General features: G+C 72.9%; 16 protein-coding genes. 9 read left to right on the top strand and 7 right to left on the bottom strand.

What is annotated here, in order from left to right; translation table 11 throughout:
• Window positions 1-72: 72 nt before the first annotated feature.
• The 3 genes from ACIBF7_RS22240 (at window position 73) to ACIBF7_RS22230 (ending at window position 4,142) form a co-directional block, all read left to right on the top strand.
• The gene (locus ACIBF7_RS22240) at window positions 73-1,950 is read left to right on the top strand and encodes a protein kinase (RefSeq protein ID WP_397198028.1); all 1,878 of its coding nucleotides are present in this window, start codon (window positions 73-75) and stop codon (window positions 1,948-1,950) included.
• Between the two features lie 39 nt (window positions 1,951-1,989).
• Window positions 1,990-2,880 (top strand): diacylglycerol/lipid kinase family protein, encoded by an 891-nt coding sequence (locus ACIBF7_RS22235; protein WP_397198026.1) that lies wholly within the window; start codon window positions 1,990-1,992, stop codon window positions 2,878-2,880.
• 68 nt (window positions 2,881-2,948) lie between these two features.
• The gene (locus ACIBF7_RS22230) at window positions 2,949-4,142 is read left to right on the top strand and encodes a cytochrome P450 (protein ID WP_397198025.1); all 1,194 of its coding nucleotides are present in this window, start codon (window positions 2,949-2,951) and stop codon (window positions 4,140-4,142) included.
• A gap of 3 nt (window positions 4,143-4,145) precedes the next feature.
• Here ACIBF7_RS22230 and ACIBF7_RS22225 read toward each other — a convergent pair whose 3' ends face one another.
• Entirely contained in the window at window positions 4,146-6,386 is a 2,241-nt protein-coding gene (locus ACIBF7_RS22225) for an LLM class flavin-dependent oxidoreductase (protein WP_397198024.1), read from the bottom strand.
• 78 nt (window positions 6,387-6,464) lie between these two features.
• Between ACIBF7_RS22225 and ACIBF7_RS22220 the strand changes: the two genes are divergently transcribed.
• A complete protein-coding gene (locus ACIBF7_RS22220; RefSeq protein ID WP_397198023.1) occupies window positions 6,465-6,959 on the top strand; it encodes a MarR family winged helix-turn-helix transcriptional regulator in 495 nt (164 codons plus the stop codon).
• On the opposite strand, the gene ACIBF7_RS22215 is transcribed toward ACIBF7_RS22220, so the two are convergent.
• Window positions 6,948-9,074: a SpoIIE family protein phosphatase gene (locus tag ACIBF7_RS22215; protein ID WP_397198022.1), complete on the bottom strand. Its 2,127-nt coding sequence runs from the start codon at window positions 9,072-9,074 to the stop codon at window positions 6,948-6,950. The two genes, ACIBF7_RS22220 and ACIBF7_RS22215, sit on opposite strands and share 12 nt — an antisense overlap.
• A 200-nt stretch (window positions 9,075-9,274) precedes the next feature.
• On the opposite strand from ACIBF7_RS22215, the gene ACIBF7_RS22210 reads away from it, so the two are divergent.
• Window positions 9,275-10,378 (top strand): PP2C family protein-serine/threonine phosphatase, encoded by a 1,104-nt coding sequence (locus ACIBF7_RS22210; protein WP_397198021.1) that lies wholly within the window; start codon window positions 9,275-9,277, stop codon window positions 10,376-10,378.
• On the opposite strand, the gene ACIBF7_RS22205 is transcribed toward ACIBF7_RS22210, so the two are convergent.
• Window positions 10,379-10,714 (bottom strand): helix-turn-helix transcriptional regulator, encoded by a 336-nt coding sequence (locus ACIBF7_RS22205; protein WP_397198020.1) that lies wholly within the window; start codon window positions 10,712-10,714, stop codon window positions 10,379-10,381.
• A 152-nt stretch (window positions 10,715-10,866) separates the two neighbouring features.
• On the opposite strand from ACIBF7_RS22205, the gene ACIBF7_RS22200 reads away from it, so the two are divergent.
• On the top strand, window positions 10,867-11,211 hold the full coding sequence (locus ACIBF7_RS22200; protein WP_397198019.1) for an STAS domain-containing protein: 345 nt from the start codon (window positions 10,867-10,869) through the stop codon (window positions 11,209-11,211).
• A gap of 50 nt (window positions 11,212-11,261) precedes the next feature.
• Here ACIBF7_RS22200 and ACIBF7_RS22195 read toward each other — a convergent pair whose 3' ends face one another.
• Window positions 11,262-12,797, bottom strand: coding sequence for a M28 family metallopeptidase (locus ACIBF7_RS22195; RefSeq protein WP_397198017.1), 1,536 nt, complete (start codon window positions 12,795-12,797; stop codon window positions 11,262-11,264).
• 163 nt (window positions 12,798-12,960) lie between these two features.
• Here ACIBF7_RS22195 and ACIBF7_RS22190 point away from each other — a divergent pair, with 163 nt between their 5' ends.
• The gene (locus ACIBF7_RS22190; protein WP_397198016.1) at window positions 12,961-13,425 is read left to right on the top strand and encodes a PPOX class F420-dependent oxidoreductase; all 465 of its coding nucleotides are present in this window, start codon (window positions 12,961-12,963) and stop codon (window positions 13,423-13,425) included.
• Window positions 13,426-13,493: 68 nt separating this feature from the next.
• Window positions 13,494-13,856: a cupin domain-containing protein gene (locus ACIBF7_RS22185; protein ID WP_397198015.1), complete on the top strand. Its 363-nt coding sequence runs from the start codon at window positions 13,494-13,496 to the stop codon at window positions 13,854-13,856.
• 79 nt (window positions 13,857-13,935) lie between these two features.
• Here the strand turns inward: ACIBF7_RS22185 and rraA are convergent, their stop codons facing one another.
• Both rraA and ACIBF7_RS22175 read right to left on the bottom strand, forming a co-directional pair.
• A complete protein-coding gene (rraA, locus tag ACIBF7_RS22180) occupies window positions 13,936-14,409 on the bottom strand; it encodes a ribonuclease E activity regulator RraA (RefSeq protein WP_397198014.1) in 474 nt (157 codons plus the stop codon).
• 61 nt (window positions 14,410-14,470) lie between these two features.
• On the bottom strand, window positions 14,471-15,652 hold the full coding sequence (locus tag ACIBF7_RS22175; protein WP_397198013.1) for a site-2 protease family protein: 1,182 nt from the start codon (window positions 15,650-15,652) through the stop codon (window positions 14,471-14,473).
• Window positions 15,653-15,769: 117 nt separating this feature from the next.
• Here ACIBF7_RS22175 and ACIBF7_RS22170 point away from each other — a divergent pair, with 117 nt between their 5' ends.
• On the top strand, window positions 15,770-17,035 hold the full coding sequence (locus ACIBF7_RS22170; protein ID WP_397198012.1) for a cytochrome P450: 1,266 nt from the start codon (window positions 15,770-15,772) through the stop codon (window positions 17,033-17,035).
• Here the strand turns inward: ACIBF7_RS22170 and ACIBF7_RS22165 are convergent.
• Window positions 17,005-17,802: an exodeoxyribonuclease III gene (locus ACIBF7_RS22165; RefSeq protein ID WP_397198011.1), complete on the bottom strand. Its 798-nt coding sequence runs from the start codon at window positions 17,800-17,802 to the stop codon at window positions 17,005-17,007. The genes ACIBF7_RS22170 and ACIBF7_RS22165 overlap by 31 nt on opposite strands.
• Between the last annotated feature and the right edge of the window lie 25 nt (window positions 17,803-17,827).

Genomic DNA, 17,827 nt, shown 5'->3' with positions numbered 1-17,827 from the left:
CACCGTACGGGTGACAAGGTCAGGCGACAGGTGAAGAGAACCGGCGCCCGCTGAGGCCGTACGCTGCTGCGCATGGTGAATCGGGTGATCGACGGCCGATTCGAGCTCGTGGAGCGGCTCGGCGGCGGGGGCATGGGGCTGGTGTGGCGGGCCTGGGACCAGGCGCTGCACCGGGAGGTCGCGCTCAAGGAAGTGCGGCCGCCCGACCCCGCCCTGGGCGACCCCGACCCCGCCCGGGACCGCGAGCTGCGCGCCAGGGTGCTGCGCGAGGCCCGCGCCCTGGCCCGGCTCAACCACCCGCACGTCGTCACCATCCACCACATCGTCGACACCGGCGAGGACGGCTTCCCCTGGCTGGTCATGGAGCTGGTGACCGGCGGCTCGCTGCAGGACCGGCTGTCCGACGGGCCGATGGCCCCGGCGGAGACGGCCCGGCTGGGGCGTGAGGTGCTGTCCGCGTTACGCGCCGCGCACGCCGTCGGCATCCTGCACCGTGACGTCAAGCCGGGAAACGTCCTGCTCCGCCCCGACGGGCGCTCGGTCCTCACCGACTTCGGCATCGCCGCCGTGCGGGAGTCGCCCGGGCTGACCGCGACCGGCTCGTTCATCGGCTCGCCCGAGTACATGGCGCCCGAGCGCATCAACGGCCACGAGGGCGACCCCGCCTCCGACCTGTGGTCGCTCGGCATGCTCCTGTACGTGGCCGTCGAGGGTCGCCACCCCCTGCGGCGCGCCACTCCGCTGGCCACCCTGGCCGCGGTGCTCAACCAGGAGGTGCCGGCGCCGGAGCGGGCGGGCGGCCTGACCCCGGTGCTGTTCGCCCTGCTCAACCGCGACCCCGCCGCCAGGCCAGGCCCCGACGCCCTGGACCGCATGCTCGCCGCCCACGACGCCCCGCCCCAGAACTTCTCCCCCCACCCCGGCCCGCCCTTGGCCCACCCACCCCACCGCCCACCCCCGACCGGCCCACCGTCAGGCTTACCGTCCGGCCCGCTGTCAGGTCCCCCGTCCGGCCCGCCGTCCGGCCCGCCGTCCGGCCCGCTGTCAGGTCCCCCGTCCGGCCCGCTGTCAGGTCCTCCGTCCGGCCCACACCGGCCCGCCGGTCCCGCGTACCCCGGCTCGCACGGCGCCCCCGGTTATCCGGGCGCGCCCGGGTATCACGGCGCGCCCGGTGGGCACGCGTATCCCGGCTCGGCCAGGCCGTCCGGCCCGCAGTGGAACACCGAGCCGCCCTCGGTGACCGCGCCCACCAGGGCGTCCCGGCGCAGGAGTCAGGTGACGACGTCGATCGTCGCCGGGGTTGCGGCGGTGTCGGTGGCGGCGGTCGTGGTGTGGGTGTTGCCGCCCGGCCATCGCGGCGGTGCCGCCGAGAGCCCCGCCGCCGACAGACGGACGAGTGCCGCCGAAGAGACCCCGGCCACGGAACGGACCTCGGCGGAGACCAGCACGGAACCGACCCCGGCGGAGACCGGCACGGAACCGACCCCGGCGGAGACCGAGGAGCGCGAGCCCGTCAACCTGCTCACCCCCGCAGGGATGCGCCGCCTCGTCGCCGACCTGAAGCCGGTCATGGGCGGCACCCAGGTGGTCGACCTGACCGTCTACCCCACGTACGCGATCGCCGGCGCCCCGGTCAAGGGCCGCAAGACGGTCTACGACCGGTACACCTACCGCGACGGCGTGGCCACCAAGGACGGCCCCGGCTCCACGGTCAGCAAACCCATCGTGGACCTGCGGAAGTACAACTGGGACGCGCTGCCCGCCCTGATCCGCAGGGCGAACAGGGAGCTCGGGGTCAAGAAGCCCACCACCCGCTACATCATCGTCGACGCCGCCTTCCACGAGACGGGCGCGATCCGGGTCTACGTCTCCGACGAGTACCACGCCAGCGGCTACCTGGCCGCCGACCCGACGGGCAAGGTGATCGCGAAGTACCCCGCCGGCGGATGAAGCGGTTAGTTCCCGGCGAACACGGGCACCTCATCGGCCATGGCGGAGCACGGGTTCGTGGTGATCGGCAACGCGGCGGCCGGCGGCGTCGACGGGACGGCGCGCGAGGAGGTGCTGGACGCCCTGTCGGGTGACGTGGTGGTGTGCGACGTCGAGCGGCCGGGCGACATCGAGCGCGCGCTGGCGGAGCATCCCGGCAGGGTCCCGGTGGTGCTGGGCGGCGACGGGACCGTGCACGCCGTCGTGGCGGCGCTGCTGGCCAGGGGAGAGCTGGCCACCCGCCCGATCGGGCTGGTGCCGCTCGGCACCGGCAACGACCTGGCCCGCGCGCTGGGCATCCCGCTCGACGCGCGCGAGGCGGCCCGCGCGCTGTCCGACGGCCGGGAGCGGACGCTGGACCTGCTGGTCGACGACGAGGGCGGCATCGTGGTGAACGCCGTGCACGTCGGCGTCGGCGCGCACGCCTCCGAGCACGCGGCCGCGCTCAAGCCCTTGCTGCGCAGGGCCGCGTACGCGGTGGGCGCGCTGGTCGCCGGGGCGCGCAGCAAGGGGTGGCGGCTGCGGGTGAAGGTGGACGGCGAGCCGGTCACCGACGGGCGGCGGCGGGTGCTCATGGTGGGGATCGGCAACGGCGTCTCGATCGGCGGCGGCACCCCGCTCGCCCCGCACGCCCGCCCCGACGACGGCCTGGCCGACGTGGTGATCTCGTACGCGGTCTCGCCGCTGGCCAGGCTGGCCTTCGGCGTCCTGCTGCGCCGGGGCAGGCATCCGGAACGCGCCGACGTGATCACCGTCAGGGGCAGGGGCATCACCGTCGAGGGCGAGCCGGTCGCGGCCAACGCCGACGGCGAGCTCCTCCCGCCGGCCCCGCACCGCGCCTGGACGCTCCGCCCCGCGGCCTGGAGCGTGATCGTCCCCAAGGAGGGCTGAACCCTGGCGAGGCGGCGCGGGATCGATCACAGTGGAGGCATCCGGATACTCACCTCCAGGGGGATCGCGTGAGCGAGCCGACGCAGCCGCCGATGTACATGCGCAGGGACGGCTTCGGCCCCGCGCCCGAGCTGTCCGCCCTGCGCGCGGAGGGCGTCAGCAGGATCGGTACCCCGTTCGGGGTCGACGCCTGGATGGTCACCCGCCACGCCGACATCCGCGAGGTGCTGGGCGACGCCGAGCGCTTCCCGATCGCCTTCTTCGGCCTGCCGCAGTTGCCCGGAGCGCCGGAGCTGTCGGAGGAGCAGCTCGCCACCCTGCGCGCCGGCAACCTGCTGCAGCTGAACCCGCCCGACCACACCCGGATACGCCGGATGCTGGCGCCCGAGTTCACCATCCGCCGGATGCGCCGCCTGGAGCCGCGCATCGCCGGCATCGTCGCCGAGCACCTGGACGCGATGGAGGCGGCCGGCCCGCCCGCCGACCTGGTCCGGTCGTTCGCGCTGCCGATCCCGTCGCTGGTCATCTGCGAGCTGCTCGGCGTCCCGTACGAGGATCGGGAGGGTTTCCAGCGGCGCACCAGCCGCATGCTCGACATGTCGACCCCGCCGGAGGAGGCGCTGGCGGTCCGGCTGGAGTCGCGCGCGTACATGGCCGGGCTGGTCGCCCGCGAGCGGGCCGAGCCGGGCGACGACCTGATCGGCACGCTGGTGCGGGAGCACGGCGACGACCTCAGCGACGACGAGCTGATCGGCATCGGCGGGCTGCTGCTGCTCGCCGGGCACGAGACCACCTCCAACATGCTCGCGCTGGGCACGCTCGCCCTGCTGCGCCACCCCGGCCAGCTCGACCTGCTGCGCAAGGAGCCCGCCAGGATCGACGCCGCCGTCGAGGAACTGCTGCGCTGGCTGAGCATCGTGCACTCCGGCACGCTCAAGCTGACCGCCACGGAGGTCGAGATCGCCGGGCGGCGGATCGGCCCCGGCGAGCTGGTGGTGTGCGCGCTCCCGGCCGGCAACCGCGACCCCGGCCTGGCCGCCGACCCGGACACGCTGGACCTGTCGCGCGGCGAGCCCGGCCACCTGGCCTTCGGTCACGGCGTGCACCACTGCCTGGGCGCCCCGCTGGCCCGGATGGAGATGCGCATCGCCTTCCCGGCCCTGCTGGAGCGCTTCCCCACGCTCAGGGAGGCGGAGCCGGCCCCGGTCTTCCGCACCATGCACATCGTCCACGGCCTGACGTCCCTGCACGTCGCCTGGTAGCGGTCAGGCGGGCGTGATCGGGAAGTTGTGGCGGAACACGTTGCCCGGGTCGTACGCGGCCTTCACCTGCCGCAGCCTGGCCAGGGTCGCCGGCGGGAACGCCCTGGTCAGCAGCTTGTCCTCGAAGCGCGGCTCGAAGCTGAGGTAGGCGGCCGTCACGCCCAGCCCGTCCCACGCCCGCTCGGCCGGCGCCGCCCGCGCCGCGGAGATCACGCCGTTCACCGAGAAGTTCTGGGTGCGGTGGGCGTACGCGGTGGCGCCGGGGGCGACGTCGTTGACGGCGCCGCCGACCGAGCGCACCTGGATCATGGTGAGCAGCCGCTGCTCGAACATCTCCGCCAGCCGCCCCGAGGTGTCCGCGTCGAGGTGGTCCACCAGGGCGGAGTGGCCGCGCAGTCCGCCCTGCTGCCCGGTGTGCCGGTTGTGGTGCGGCGCGACGACAGCCGCGTACGGGGCGAGCTGCGCCTGCTGCTGGAGCACCGGCGCCACCTCCAGGAACGGCTCCAGCGCCGCCACCGCCGCGTCGGTGTCGTCGCCGGCCCACACGGCGAACGTCTGGGCCAGCGCCGAGTAGCCCTGCTGCCCCGGGAACACGGTGGTGAACGGGGTCAGCTTCCGCGGGCTCGCCTCCACGGCCCGCCCCCAGCTCTCCAGGAACGCGGCCGTGTCGGAGGCGTCGTGCACGAAGACCGCGAACACCACGTCGGACAGCTCGGTCGCCTCGATGTCGAACGAGGTGACGACGCCCAGGTTGCCGCCCGCGCCGCGCAGCGCCCAGAACAGGTCAGGGTGGTGCTCCGGGTCCGCCCGGACGGTCCGGCCGTCGGCCAGCGCCACGTCGGCGCCCACCACGTGGTCGATCGTCAGCCCGTAGGAGCGGGCCAGGAAGCCCTGCCCGCCGGCCGTGGCCAGCCCGCCCACGCCGACGTCCCCGTAGTCGCCCGAGCTGATCGCCAGCCCGTGCGGGCTCAGCGCGCTCGCCACGTCGCCCCAGCGGGCGCCGGCGCCGACGCGCACCAGCCTCCGCCCGCGGTCGAGGACCTCGACCGCGTCCAGCGCGCCGACGTCGACGACGATCCCGCCGTCGTTGGTGGACCGCCCGCTGATCCCGTGCCCGCCGCTGCGCACGGCCAGCGGCACGTCCTGGCTCCGCGCGTACGTGAGAGCCTCGGCCACCTGCCCTGCCGTGGCGGGGCGCAGCACCAGCCCGGGGGAGCCGGTCCAGATGTAGGAGGAGCGGACGCGCTCGTACTCGCGGTCGCCGGGCTCCACCGCGGCGCCCGCCAGCGAGGCGGGCACCGCGTCGTAGTCGATGCCGGGACGGCGCAGCGCGAGCGCCCGGGGAGGCCGCGCGGGGCCGGTCGTGACGCCGCGGGCGGCGCGTTCGGCGGCGACGGCCTCGCGCAGCGCGGGCGCCACCTCCCGGCCGAAGCGCTCGATGGCGGCCGGGTCGTCGCCGGGCAGGATGAACGTGCTGATCCCGTCCTCGACGGCCAGCGGCAGCAGCCGCTCCACCCATTCCTCGACGGAATCGCCGGCGAACTCGCTCATGAGGTTGAGCAGGCGCCGGATCTCGCGCGGGTCGCGGCCCGCCCCGTCCGCCGCCTCGTCGATGATCTTGTTGCCGGCGGTGAGGTCCTCCGGCGTGGCGTAGCCGAGGCTGGGCAGCCACCCGTCCGCCTTCGCGCCGACCAGCCGCAGCATCCTCGGCTTGTACGCGCCCAGCCAGATCGGCACGTCGTGGGCCGGCGCCGGGCCACGCTTGGCGCCCTTGACCGTGTAGTGGGCGCCGTCCACCCGCAGCGGGCGCCGCTCGTCGGCGTCCCACACGCCGCGGATCACGTCGATGGCCTCGCTGAGCGCGTCCACCGCCTGGCCGGGGCTCAGCCGCCGGCCGCCCATGGCCTCGATCGCGTCCCAGAACCCGCCCGCGCCCAGGCCGAGCTCGACCCGCCCGCCTGACAGCAGGTCCAGGCTCGCCACGGACCTGGCCAGCACCGCCGGCGGGCGCAGCGGCAGGTTGAGCACGTTGCCGGACAGATGGACGCGCTCGGTGCGCGCCGCCACCCAGCTCATCAGCGTCCAGGTGTCCAGGAAAGTCGCCTGGTACGGGTGGTCCTGGAACGTCACCAGGTCCAGGCCCGCCTCCTCGCTCAGCCGCGCCAGCTCGGCGGCCAGCTCGGGCCGGCCGTTCTGCGGGGTGATGAACGACCCGAAGCGTAGGTCGTGGCCGTAGTCGGGCATCCCGTCCTCCATATGGTAGATGTGTCAACCTTATTCGGGATGGATGACATGTCAACCTTTGTGACGTAGGCTGGTGGCATGACAGCCGACCTGGCCGCGTGGCGTGCTTACAGCACCGTGCACACCCAGCTCGCGGCTCACCTGTCCCGTGAGCTGACCCGGGCCACCGGGCTGTCCGAAGCCGACTACCAGGTCCTCGACGCGCTGCTCGACGCCCCCGGCGGCCGGATGCGCGCGCTGGAGCTGCGCTGGGTGCTGCAGTGGGAGAAGAGCCGGCTGTCCCACCAGGTCGGCCGGATGGCCAAGCGCGGCCTCCTGGGACGCGAGTCGTGCGCCGAGGACGCGCGCGGCTGGGACATCGCGCTCACCCCCGAGGGGTGCGAGGCGGCCGCCCGCGCCCGGCAGGTGCGCGACGACTCCGTCCGCCGCCTCGTCCTCGACGCCCTCGGCCCCGACCGGCTCGCCGGGCTGGAGGAGACGGCCGCTCTCCTGTCGGCCCGCCTGGAGAGGGCCGCGGAGGAGGACCCGTCGTGCCGCGCCGCCCGCGCCGAGGTCTTCCCGTCAGGGGAGTGAACGCAGCAGGAGCAGCGCGATGTCGTCGAGGCGCTGGTCGACGTTGGACAAGGGGGCGATGAGGGCGTCGGCGAGCTCCTGCAGCGGCCGCCGGGCGAGTCCGGCGAGGTGCCGGGAGAGGTCGGCGATGGCGTCGTCCAGCAGCACGCCGGGCGCTTCGACCAGCCCGTCGGTGTAGAGGGCGAGCGTGCTGCCGGGCGGCAGCGCGACCTGCAAGGTCTCGTACTCGGCGTGCGGGTCGATGCCGAGCAGGAGCCCGGGGGGCGGCTCGATCAGCTGGGTCGCGCCGCCGTGGTGGTGCAGCAGCGCCGGCAGGTGGCCGGCGCTGGCCACGTCCAGCACCCTGTTGTGCAGGTCGAGGTTGATGTAGAGGCAGCTGGTGAACCGGTTCGGCGTCAGGTCGATGACCAGCCGGTTGGTGTGCGCGAGAATCTCGCCGGGATCGGCTCCCGAGGCCGCGTAGGCGTGGATCGCCGTGCGCACCTGCCCCATCAGCGCCGCCGCCGTCGGGTCGTGGCCCTGCACGTCGCCGATGACCGCCGCCGCGCACTCGTCACCCAGGCTGATCAGGTCGTAGAAGTCGCCGCCGATGTCCATGCCGCGGGTGGCGGGCAGGTAGCGGGCGGCCACGTCCAGCCCGTCGATGTGCGGCAGGCGGCGCGGGAGCAGGCTTTCCTGAAGGCTCTGCGCGAGCCGGTGCTTGGCGTCGTACAGCTTGGCCCGGTCGAGCGCCTGGGCGACCAGCCCGGCGAGGGAGGTGAGGGTGGCGCGCTCGTCCTGGGTGAAGTGGTGCGGGCGGTCGTAGCCGATCACGAGCTCGCCGAACGGCCGTCCCTGCGTGGCCAGTGGCAGCACCGCGCACGCGGCGGTGGGGTCGTCGACCACCGGTGGATAGACCTCGCGCAGCTCCCGCCGGGAGGCGTAGAACCTGGGTTCGGCGGCGTTCTCCGGCCCCTTGGCGCCGGGTCGGCCGGCCCTCGACCAGTCGTTGAACCGCTTGATGCTCTCCGGGTCCGAGCCGTGGCTGCCGAGCACGACCAGCCGGCCGTCGTCGGAGGACAGGACGGACAGGGACTGTGCGGTGAAGACCGGCAGCACCTGGTCGCCCACCAGGTCGACGATCTCCTGAACGGTGGCCGCCCGGCTCAGGCTGGACGCCAGCTGCAGCATGCTGTGCAGCGTGGAGCTGGCGGTCCTCCTGCTGTCGGCCACAACCGGGTCCGGCATGAGATGCCCGGGGTCACGCGCCATGGTGCTGGGTGTGACGCGGACGCTGATGCCCAGCGGCGCGGGATAGAGCTGGAAGGCCAGCCACTGCCCGCTGGGCCGCCGGGCGGTATAGGAGGTGGTCTCGCGGCTGATCACCGCAGCCCTGTAGTGGTCTTCGTACTCGGGGGTGTTCAGCCACGGCAGCGCCTCCCAGGCGCGCCGGCCGAGCAGACGGGACGGCGAGTCGCCGAGCAGTTCGGCGGCCGGTGGGGTGAGGAACGTGATGCGGCCCTCCAGATCCAGCGCCAGATAGCCTTCTGGCAGGCCGTTGAGGCAGTCCAGGGCGGCCATGCCGGCGTCGGGGTCGATCTTCCGTCCCCGGTAGGGGGAGATCACGCGCGGCCGGACGTGGGGCTTCACCGGTTGCCCGCGCCCCGCGGCGTCGCTCAGCACCGTCCCCATCCGGTGGCACGTCCGCTCGATCAGCTGCCGGCGTTCCCCGGTGAGCTCCGCCTGGCCCGGTGGCCAGGCCAGCAGCAGCGCCCCCCAGTCGGCGTCGCCGGCGCGGATGGGCGCGGCGGCCATCGAGAAGTGGTAGGGCAGGGCCAGCGCCGCGCCGGGGAAGCCGCGGGCCAGCTCCTCCTGGTTGGCGAGCCAGACCAGCCGCCGCTCGCGGAGGGCCACCGCGACCGGCACCGGTCCGTTCACGCGCACCCTCGACCAGGCCCTGGCGATCGTGATGGGGAAGCCCTGCTCGGCGTCCATGAGCAGCAGCTTCTGGTCCTCGTCGAGGAGGTAGAGCGCGCCGAGGTGGGCCCCGGTGGCGTTGATGACCGCCACGAGCAGGTCATGCAGCTGCCGCGCCTCCGGACCGGGAGCCGCCATGGCCTCGAACTCCTGTCGCACGCCGCTAGCCCGTCCGGCCCCCGGCGTGCGGAGCCCGTGGAAACGGTCCTCCGAAATCCCCCATACAGGCAGGATGCATCCATAAAGCATCAGCCAAACCTAAAATCTCGGGCGCCGTCATCCGGTTTCGCGGCCTTGAGGTCGGCTTTTCCGCAGGTCGATGGGTATGGGGCAGGTGGAGCTAGGGCATCGGGGGAGGCGTGAGGGGTTCGAGACGGGTGCGGTGCGGGCGGGCCGTTCTGTCAGAGTGGACGTTCGCCGCCATGCTGCTCGTCGTCACCGTGGCCGTGCTCGGACTCGGCCTGCTGGTCGGGGCCGTCGACCGGCTGGTGCCGCTGCTCATCTTCCTGCCCGCGGTCATCTCCGGCGTGGGCAGTGTGGCGCAGACGACCACGGCGTCCGTCTGGGTGGTCGCGACGATCGGCTTCGTCGTGGCGTCCGAGGGCGAGGGCATCGGCATGGATCTGGGCGCGATGACGTTCACGGCCCTGTTTGGCGTGTGGAGCGTGCTCAGCTGCCGCTACCGGATCGCCCGCGAAGAGGAGATCCACCGGCTGCGCTCGGCCGGTGCGGCGCTGCAGAGCCAGATCGTCCGCCCGCTGCCGGTGCGCACTGCGGACGTGGTCGTGGACGGGGTCTACGAGCCCGTGGAGGAGGACGCCACGGTCGGCGGCGACATGTACGAGGTCGTCGACACCGATCACGGCACCCGGGTGATGATCGCTGACGTGCAGGGCAAGGGCCTGCACGCGATCGGGGCGGCCATCGCGCTGCTGGGCGCGTTCCGGGAGGCGGCCCACCGTGAGCGGAGCCTGGCCGGGGTGGTGGAGGCGCTGGAGACCGCGGTGGTCAGGCACAACGAGGGCGCCCGGCGCACCGGCGAGCACGAGCGGTTCGTCACCGCCCTCGTGCTGCACATCGACGCCCGTGTGGAGGTGGAGGCGGTCAACTGCGGCCACATCGCCCCCTACCTGGTCGCCCACTCCCACGCCTGGCAGGCCGACCTGGGCGAGCCGGAGCTCCCTCTCGGCCTGGGCCGGCTGGCGGACAAGCGCCGCGAGGCGGTGCGCTTCGCCTTCCCGCCGGACGCGACGATGCTGCTGTGCACCGACGGGGTCACCGAGGCGCGCGACCCACGCGGCGCCTTCTACCCGCTGGAGCCCCGGCTGCGGGCCTGGGCCAGGCGTTCTTCGTCGGCCCTCGCCGAGGCCCTGCTGGACGACCTGCACGCGTTCACCGCCGCCGACTTCGGCGACGACCTGGCCATCCTCACGTTGCGCAGGAGCGGCTCGGGGCGGCACTGATCAGGAGGGGTCGCTCTCCTCCGCGCCGGCGGGCCCCAGGTCGCGGTGGCGGAACATGTCGATCAGCGCCTGGACCGGGATGCCGGCCTCGGTGTGGTGGCGCAGCTCGGCGCTCGGGTTGATCTCGTAGCGGTTGCGGCGACCCATCCGCTCGCGCATGAGGTATCCGGCGTCCTCCAGGTCGGAGACGATGCCCTGGGCGGCGCGCTCGGTGATGCCGATTTTCGCGGCGATGTCGCGGAGCCGCACCTCGGGATCGGCGGACACGGCGATGAGCACCCGGGCGTGGTTGGTCAGGAACGTCCAACCCGATCGCCGATCGACGACGCCGTTCATCGACTTGCCGCCCTCCTTGGGGCTCGATTTCCGTACCGGAACATTTTATACAGAAAACTTCTTCCTGTATTGTGTTGGCAGGAGGTTGGCCGGGTCGTGGCGAGGCCTGGAGACGAGGGGTCGGGGCGATGCGTGCGCTGGCGGGAGATGCGATGGTGATGAGTGGTGCCGGGCACGCCTACGTGCCGGCGGCTGAGCATCTGCTGTATGTCGACAGCCTGCTCCGCGTCACCTGCACGGTGATGCCCGGTCCCTCGCTGGTGCGGCTGGAGGGCGACATCGACGTCACCAACCGCGCGGAGGCGGTGTCCGCGCTGCAGCGCGCCCGGCGCATCGACGCCGACCTGATCGTGGACGTCGGCCGCGTCGGCTTCATCGACCTGGCGGGGCTGCGCTCGCTGCTCGGCCTCGCCGCGTGCGACGGCGTCGTCGTCCGCGACACCCCGCGGCAGATGCGCCGCCTGATCGACGTGCTCGGACTGCCCCCACTCGACTGACACCCGCCGGCGCCCGCCCCCGTGCGGGAGCGGGCGCCGGGGGAGAGTGTCTACTTCAGCGCCTCCGCCGGTCCGTGGCGGTGCTCGGCCTGGGCGGCGCGAGCCTGGGTCGGCGCCGCGGCGCCGATCGTGCCGGTGTCGAAGGCGTAGGTGGCCGCCAGGGTGGCGATCGCGTCGGAGTTCACGTCCAGCGCCTTGTCGCTGATGTTCTTGATCGTGTCGCAGGCCTGGTGGTAGCACGGGTCGAGCGGGATGCCCGCCGTGCCGCCGAAGATCGCGGCCTCCTCCGCCGTCTTGAGCACCTCGGCGCCGGTGAACAGGCCGCCGGCCGGGATGCCGACCGCGATGAACGGCCCGTAGTCCGAGCGGCCGGTGAACGCGGTCGCCTTGAACGGCTCGCCGCGATCGGCGAAGAACTTCTCGAAGTCCGCCTCGATCTGGTCGGATCCGGGAGGCCCGGCGGTGCCGAAGGCGTCGCCGTCACCGTCGTAGATGCCGAAGGTGTAGTTCGGCGAGGCGATCATGTCGAAGTTGAGGTACAGAGCGATCTTGGCCCGCTCCGCCTCCGTGAGGTTGGCCACGTAGTGCTCGGAGCCGAGCAGGCCGAACTCCTCGGCGCCCCAGAACGCGAAGCGCATCTTGTTCTTCGGCTTGAGCTTGGCCATCTGCAGCGCCACTTCGAGGGTGCCGGCGCTGCCCGAGCCGTTGTCGTTGATGCCGGGGCCCTCCTGCACGCTGTCGAGGTGCGCGCCGAGCATGACCACGTTGTCCGGGTCGCCCTTCCGGCTCTCCGCGATCACGTTGTACGTGGTCCGCGTCTCGGAGATCGGGTCCCAGTTCATCGTGACGGACGTGCCCTCGGCGGCGAGCTCCTGGCCGACGGCGAAGCTGGTGAAGAACGACGGGATCGTGATCCCGGGGCCGCCGAGCACCGGGTTCAGGTCGATCTCGGTGCGGCCCTCCTGGCCCTCGTTGAAGATGATGGCGCCGCTCGCGCCCGCGGCGATCGCGTTCTCCACCTTGATCCGGAAGTTGCAGGTGCCGCGCTGCATGAGCGCGATGCCGCCCGCGGTGAAGCCCTCGAAGTCGCTCGCCTCGCAGCCGGAGCTGGAGCTGTTGGGCTCGCCCGGCGGCAGGACCAGGTCCACCGGCTGGACCTGGCCGCTCACCGAACCGGCGGGGGAGTCGCCCATGGCGATGTAGTCGCTGAAGAACCCGTAGTTGTAGGTCTCCTGCTCCGGCGCGGTCCGCTTGAGCACCGGCGGCGTCCGGTAACCCTCGAAGAGGAACTCGAACGGCTGGACCGTCACCTTGTAGCCGGCCAGGCGCAGCCGCAGGGCGACGTAGTCGCGGGAGGCGTCGTAGCCCCTGGTGCCCGACACGCGGGTGCCGTCGAACCTGTCGGCGATCGCCTGGAACACCTTGAGGTGCTTCTTGACGTTCTTGCCCGAGACAGCCTTGACGATCTTGCTTACGTTGTCGTGGGGTTTGGGGTGGGCTTGAGCCGGTCCGGCGGCGGCGACCGTGGAGAGCGCCACTGCGGCGGCGACCGCGCCGACCACGCATTTACGCAGGCGGGAACGCATGATTGCTCCTCAGAACCATGGGAGGTGACCCCGGGGTCAAAAAGCGCGCGTTCCCCGAACTTATTGATAAATCCGGCTATCAGGGAAGATGTGGCAATGCATCTGTTGCATCACGGAGTCAGAACGGGTCAGGAGGATTACCCGTCACCGTAGGGTGGGCGGCATGTCTCCGAGGATCGCCACCGCGCAGCGCGTGGAACTGCCCGAACTGCTCGACTTCCTCCGGCCCCGGCATCACGGCCTGCTCTCCACCGCGCGGGCGGACGGGCGGCCCCAGCTGTCGCCCGTCACCTGCGGCGTCGACGGCGACGGGCGGATCGTGATCTCCACGTACCCCGACCGGGCCAAGACGCGCAACGCCCGCCGCGACGACCGGGTGTCCATCTGCGTGCTGTCCGACGACTGGGACGGCCCGTACGTGCAGGTCGACGGGCGCGCGGAGGTGCTCGACATGCCCGAGGCGCTCGACGGCCTGGTGGAGTACTTCCGGTGCATCTCCGGCGAGCACCCCGACTGGGACGAGTACCGCGAGGCCATGCGCCGCCAGGACAAGTCGCTCATCCGCCTCCGCATCGAGCGCTGGGGACCGATCGCCACCGGCGGTTTCCCCGCGCGTCTGGCCGGGTGACCTGGGCGTTCACCCTTGTGGTGACCCGGTGCCGAGGCGGAGACTGAAAATGACGGAGGGGGGACGTCATGATCGAAGTCAAGAGTCTCGACAAGCCGGACGAGCGCCGCGACTTCCCGCAGGGCCATCTGGAAGTGCTGGAGCTGAGCGGGCTCAGCTTCGGCGTGTCCACCTTCGAGCCCGGATGGCGCTGGTCGGAGTCGGTCAAGCCGATCGCCGGAACGGAGTCCTGCCAGATCCACCACAGCGGGCTCGTGGTCCGCGGCCGCCTGTTCATCAGGATGGACGACGGCACCGAGACGGAGGTCGGGCCCGGCGAGCTCTTCGTCTGCCCGCCGGGACACGACGCGTGGGTGCTGGGTGACGAGCAGGTGATCGTCTACGACTTCGCGGGTGGTGCCGCTGAGTACGCCAAGGCAAAGGAGTCCTGAAAAATCCGGACACGTGGGGCCCTTTGGGGCTCCCGTGTTCTCCTACGCGGAGCGGCGCGAGACCCCCGGTGGTCCTCCGTCACGGCAGGCGGGTCACCAGGATCCCGTCGTCGTCGCTCCACAGCTCCGCGCCCGGACGGAAGGTGACGCCGCCGAACGTCACCGGCACGTCACGCTCGCCCGCGCCGTCCTTGGCGCTCTTGCGCGGGTTGCTGCCCAGCGCCTTGACACCCAGGTCGAGTTCGCGCAGCGCGGCGACGTCGCGCACCGCGCCGTTGATCACCACGCCCGCCCAGCCGTTGGCCACAGCGGACCCCGCGATCACGTCTCCCATCAGCGCCGTGCTCACCGAGCCGCCGCCGTCGACCACCAGCACCCGCCCCTCACCAGGCTCCGCCAGGGCCGCCTTGACCAGGGCGTTGTCCTGGTGACAACGCACGGTCGCGACCCGGCCGCGGAACGCGCGACGTCCCCCGTACTGACGCAGTTGCAGTTCGCAGGAGTCGAGCTCGTCGCCGCGCTCGTCGTACAGGTCGGCGGTGATGACGGTCATGGGGGCTCCTTCGACGGTCCGGTACGGCGACACAAGCTACAGCCCAGCGGGCGGCGTCCCGCTACCGGTGGTGGCGCCACGGCATGGCCAGGTCGGCGCCGCGCGGCGCGTGGACGCCGGTGTGCAGGCCGGAGGTCTGGATGGCGCGGCTGATGTCGGTCGGCGTGAGCAGACCGACCAGGTGGCCGCCGGGATCGAGCACCACCGCCCGGCCGTCGGCGCAGCCCGTCATCCGGGGCAGCAGGTCCATCAGCGGCTCCTCCGGCGTGGACCTGGGCACCTCGCCGGGCGGGCAGGCGATGTCCGCCAGCCGGGTGGTGGCCCGCGCCTCGGGCGGCAACTGCCGGATGCGGTTCAGCGTGACCAGCCCCGCGAAGCCGCCGTGCTCGTCCACCAGCGGATAGGTCGACAGGCGGCGGCTGAGCACCACCTCCTCGATCAGGTCCGCCACGGTCTCGTCGGGACGCGACACCACCGGGTCGCGGGACATCACCTCGCCCACCCGTACCCCGCGCAGCGCCACGCCGAGCTGCGCCTGCTGCTCCTCGGCGCTCGCGGCGTTGACCAGGAACAGGCCGATCAGCGCCAGCCAGATCCCGCCGAAGCCGGCGCCGACGGCCACCTGGAGGAAGCCGAGCGCGATCAGCACGTACCCGAACGTCCGCCCGGCCCGGGCGGCGGCGACGGCGGCCCTGCCGCGGTCGCCCCACCGCCACCACAGCGCGGCGCGCAGCACCCGGCCGCCGTCCAGCGGCGCGGCCGGGACCAGGTTGAAGACGGCCAGCAGCACGTTCACCGCCGCCAGATAGACGAACACGTCGGAGGCGAGCGATGGCCCGGCGGCGGCCCGGACCAGCACCGCCACCACACCGAACAGCAGGCCCGCCACCAGGCTCGTCAGCGGCCCCACCACCGCTATCTGCAGGTCGGCACGGGGCGTCTTGGGCTCGCCGCGCAGCTCAGCCACCCCGCCGAGCAGCCACAGCGTGATCCGCGACACCCCGATGCCGTGACGCCCCGCCATCAGCGCGTGCGCCACCTCGTGCGCCAGCAGCGAGGCCATGAACAGCAGAGCGGCCACCACCCCGGCGGCCAGGTAGGCGGCCGTGGACAGGCCGGGGAAGGTCAGCGGGAACCGGCCGAAGGCCAGCCCGAAAATCAGGATCGCGACGATGAGCAGCACGCTGAGGTTCATCCCGACCGGGACACCGCCGATCCGGCCGAGTGGGATCGTTGAGCGCATCTTCCCTCCAAGGGAGCTGACGTCCGCCATGCGCCTACCCACGCCGCGTCCGAGGTCACCGGCCCCGACCTGCTCCGATCCGGTTTCGGGACGGGAGCGCCGGGCAGGTCGCACCGGGTGACGAGACGACGTTTCACCCCGCTCGACAACACGTTGGTCCTGCTCACCCGCGGTTACGCCTGGCTGCCCGACCTCCTCCGGCGGACCCGCGGCGACGTGATGACCCGGGTCATGGGTAACCGGGCCACCGCCCTGCGCGGGCCGGAGGCGGTGCGGTTCCTGTACGACGAGCGCCACGTGCTGCGGCACGGCGCACTCCCCGAGCCGATCCAGGCCACCCTGCTCGGCAAGGGCGGGGTGCACTCTCTCGACGGCGCCGCCCACCGGGCGCGCAAGGCGCTCTTCATGTCCGTGCTGGCCGACCCCGAGTCGGTCGCCCGCCTGGTCCGCCACGTCGGCGACGCGTGGGACGAGACCGTCGCGACCTGGCCGGGACGCTCGCCCGTGGTGCTCTTCGACGAGGCCGCGGAGATCATCGCCAGGGGAGCCTGCCGCTGGGCGGGCGTGCCCGTGGCCGAGGCCGGCGTCAAGGCGGTCGCGGAGGACATGGTGGCCATGGTCGACGGGTTCGCCACGCCGGGGCCGCGCCACTGGCGGGCCAGGCGTGCCAGGAAACGCAGGGAGCGCTGGCTCACCCGGCTGTTCGACGACGCCCGCTCCGGCTCGGTCACCCTGCCCGCCGGCTCGCCCGCCGACCTCGTCGAACGCCACCACGACAACGAGGGGCAGCCGCTGCCGTCGCACGTCGCCTCGGTCGAGCTGATCAACCTCATCAGGCCGACCGTCGCCGTCGCCTGGTTCGTCGCCTTCGCCGGGCACGCGCTGCACCGCCGGCCGCACCTCAGGCAAGCGCTCGCCGATCCCGCGTACGCCGAGGCGTTCGCCCAGGAGGTCAGGCGCTTCTACCCGTTCGCCCCGTTCATCGGCGGCCGGGCGGCCGGCGACCTCACCTGGCGCGACCTCCGCATCCCCGAGGGCACGCTCGTCCTGCTCGACCTGTACGGGCAGAACCACGACGCGGGACTGTGGGACGACCCGTACACCTTCGACCCCGGCCGGTTCGTCGAGTCCCCCGCGGGCCGCGACGACCTGGTGCCGCAGGGCGGCGGCGACCCGCACACCGGCCACCGGTGCCCCGGCGAGCCCGCCACCGTCGAACTGCTGAAGAGCCTCTCCGCGCGGCTGGCCGGCCTGGAGTACACCCTGCCGCCGCAGGACCTGACGATCCCGCTGCGGCGGATCCCCACCCGGCCGCGCAGCGGCGTCGTCATCGACGGCGTGCGGGTGCCGGCTCAGTCGAGGTCGACCACGACGGGCGCGTGATCGGACGGCCCCTTCCCCTTGCGGGCCTCGCGGTCCACGTACGCCGACCGCACCCGATCGGCGACGCCCGCGGCCGCGTACACCAGGTCGATGCGCATCCCCATGTCCTTGTGGAACATGCCCGCCCGGTAGTCCCAGTACGTGAACGGGTGCGGCCCCTTCATCGGCGTCGGCACCACGTCCCTGAGCCCGAGCGCGCGCAGCTCGGTCAGCGCCTGCCGCTCGGCCGGGGTGACATGGGTGGACCCGGCGAACACGGCCGGGTCCCACACGTCCGCGTCCGTCGGCGGCACGTTGAAGTCGCCGCACGCCACCACCGCGCGCCCGGCCCGCAGCTCCGCCCGCACCGCCTCGCCGAAGGCGGCGAACCAGGCCAGCTTGTACGTGTAGTGCGGCGAGTCGAGCGTGCGCCCGTTCGGCGCGTAGATCGACCAGACCCGCAGCCCTCCGCAGGTCGCGCCCACGGCCCGTGGTTCGGGCGTGGCCGTGACGGTGCCCTTCGCCGAGTCGAAGCCCGGTTCGCCGGGGAAGCCGGGTGACACGTCCTCCAGCCCGACCTTGGACAGCACCGCCACCCCGTTCCATCGGCCGTCGCCGTGAGCGGCCGTCGCGTACCCGAGCGCGGCCACCTCCCGCGCGGGGAAGCCGTCCGCCGGGCACTTCGTCTCCTGGAGGCAGAGGATGTCGGGCTCCTTGTCGGCCAGCCAGTCGAGCAGGCGCGGCAGCCGGGCCTTGACCGAGTTCACGTTCCACGTCGCCAGGCGCATGGTGCCAGCTTGTCAGAGGCGAGGT

The organism is Nonomuraea sp. NPDC050478 (assembly GCF_044458265.1).
Taxonomy (GTDB): domain Bacteria; phylum Actinomycetota; class Actinomycetes; order Streptosporangiales; family Streptosporangiaceae; genus Nonomuraea; species Nonomuraea ferruginea.
This window is presented reverse-complemented; position numbering and strand designations above follow the sequence as displayed.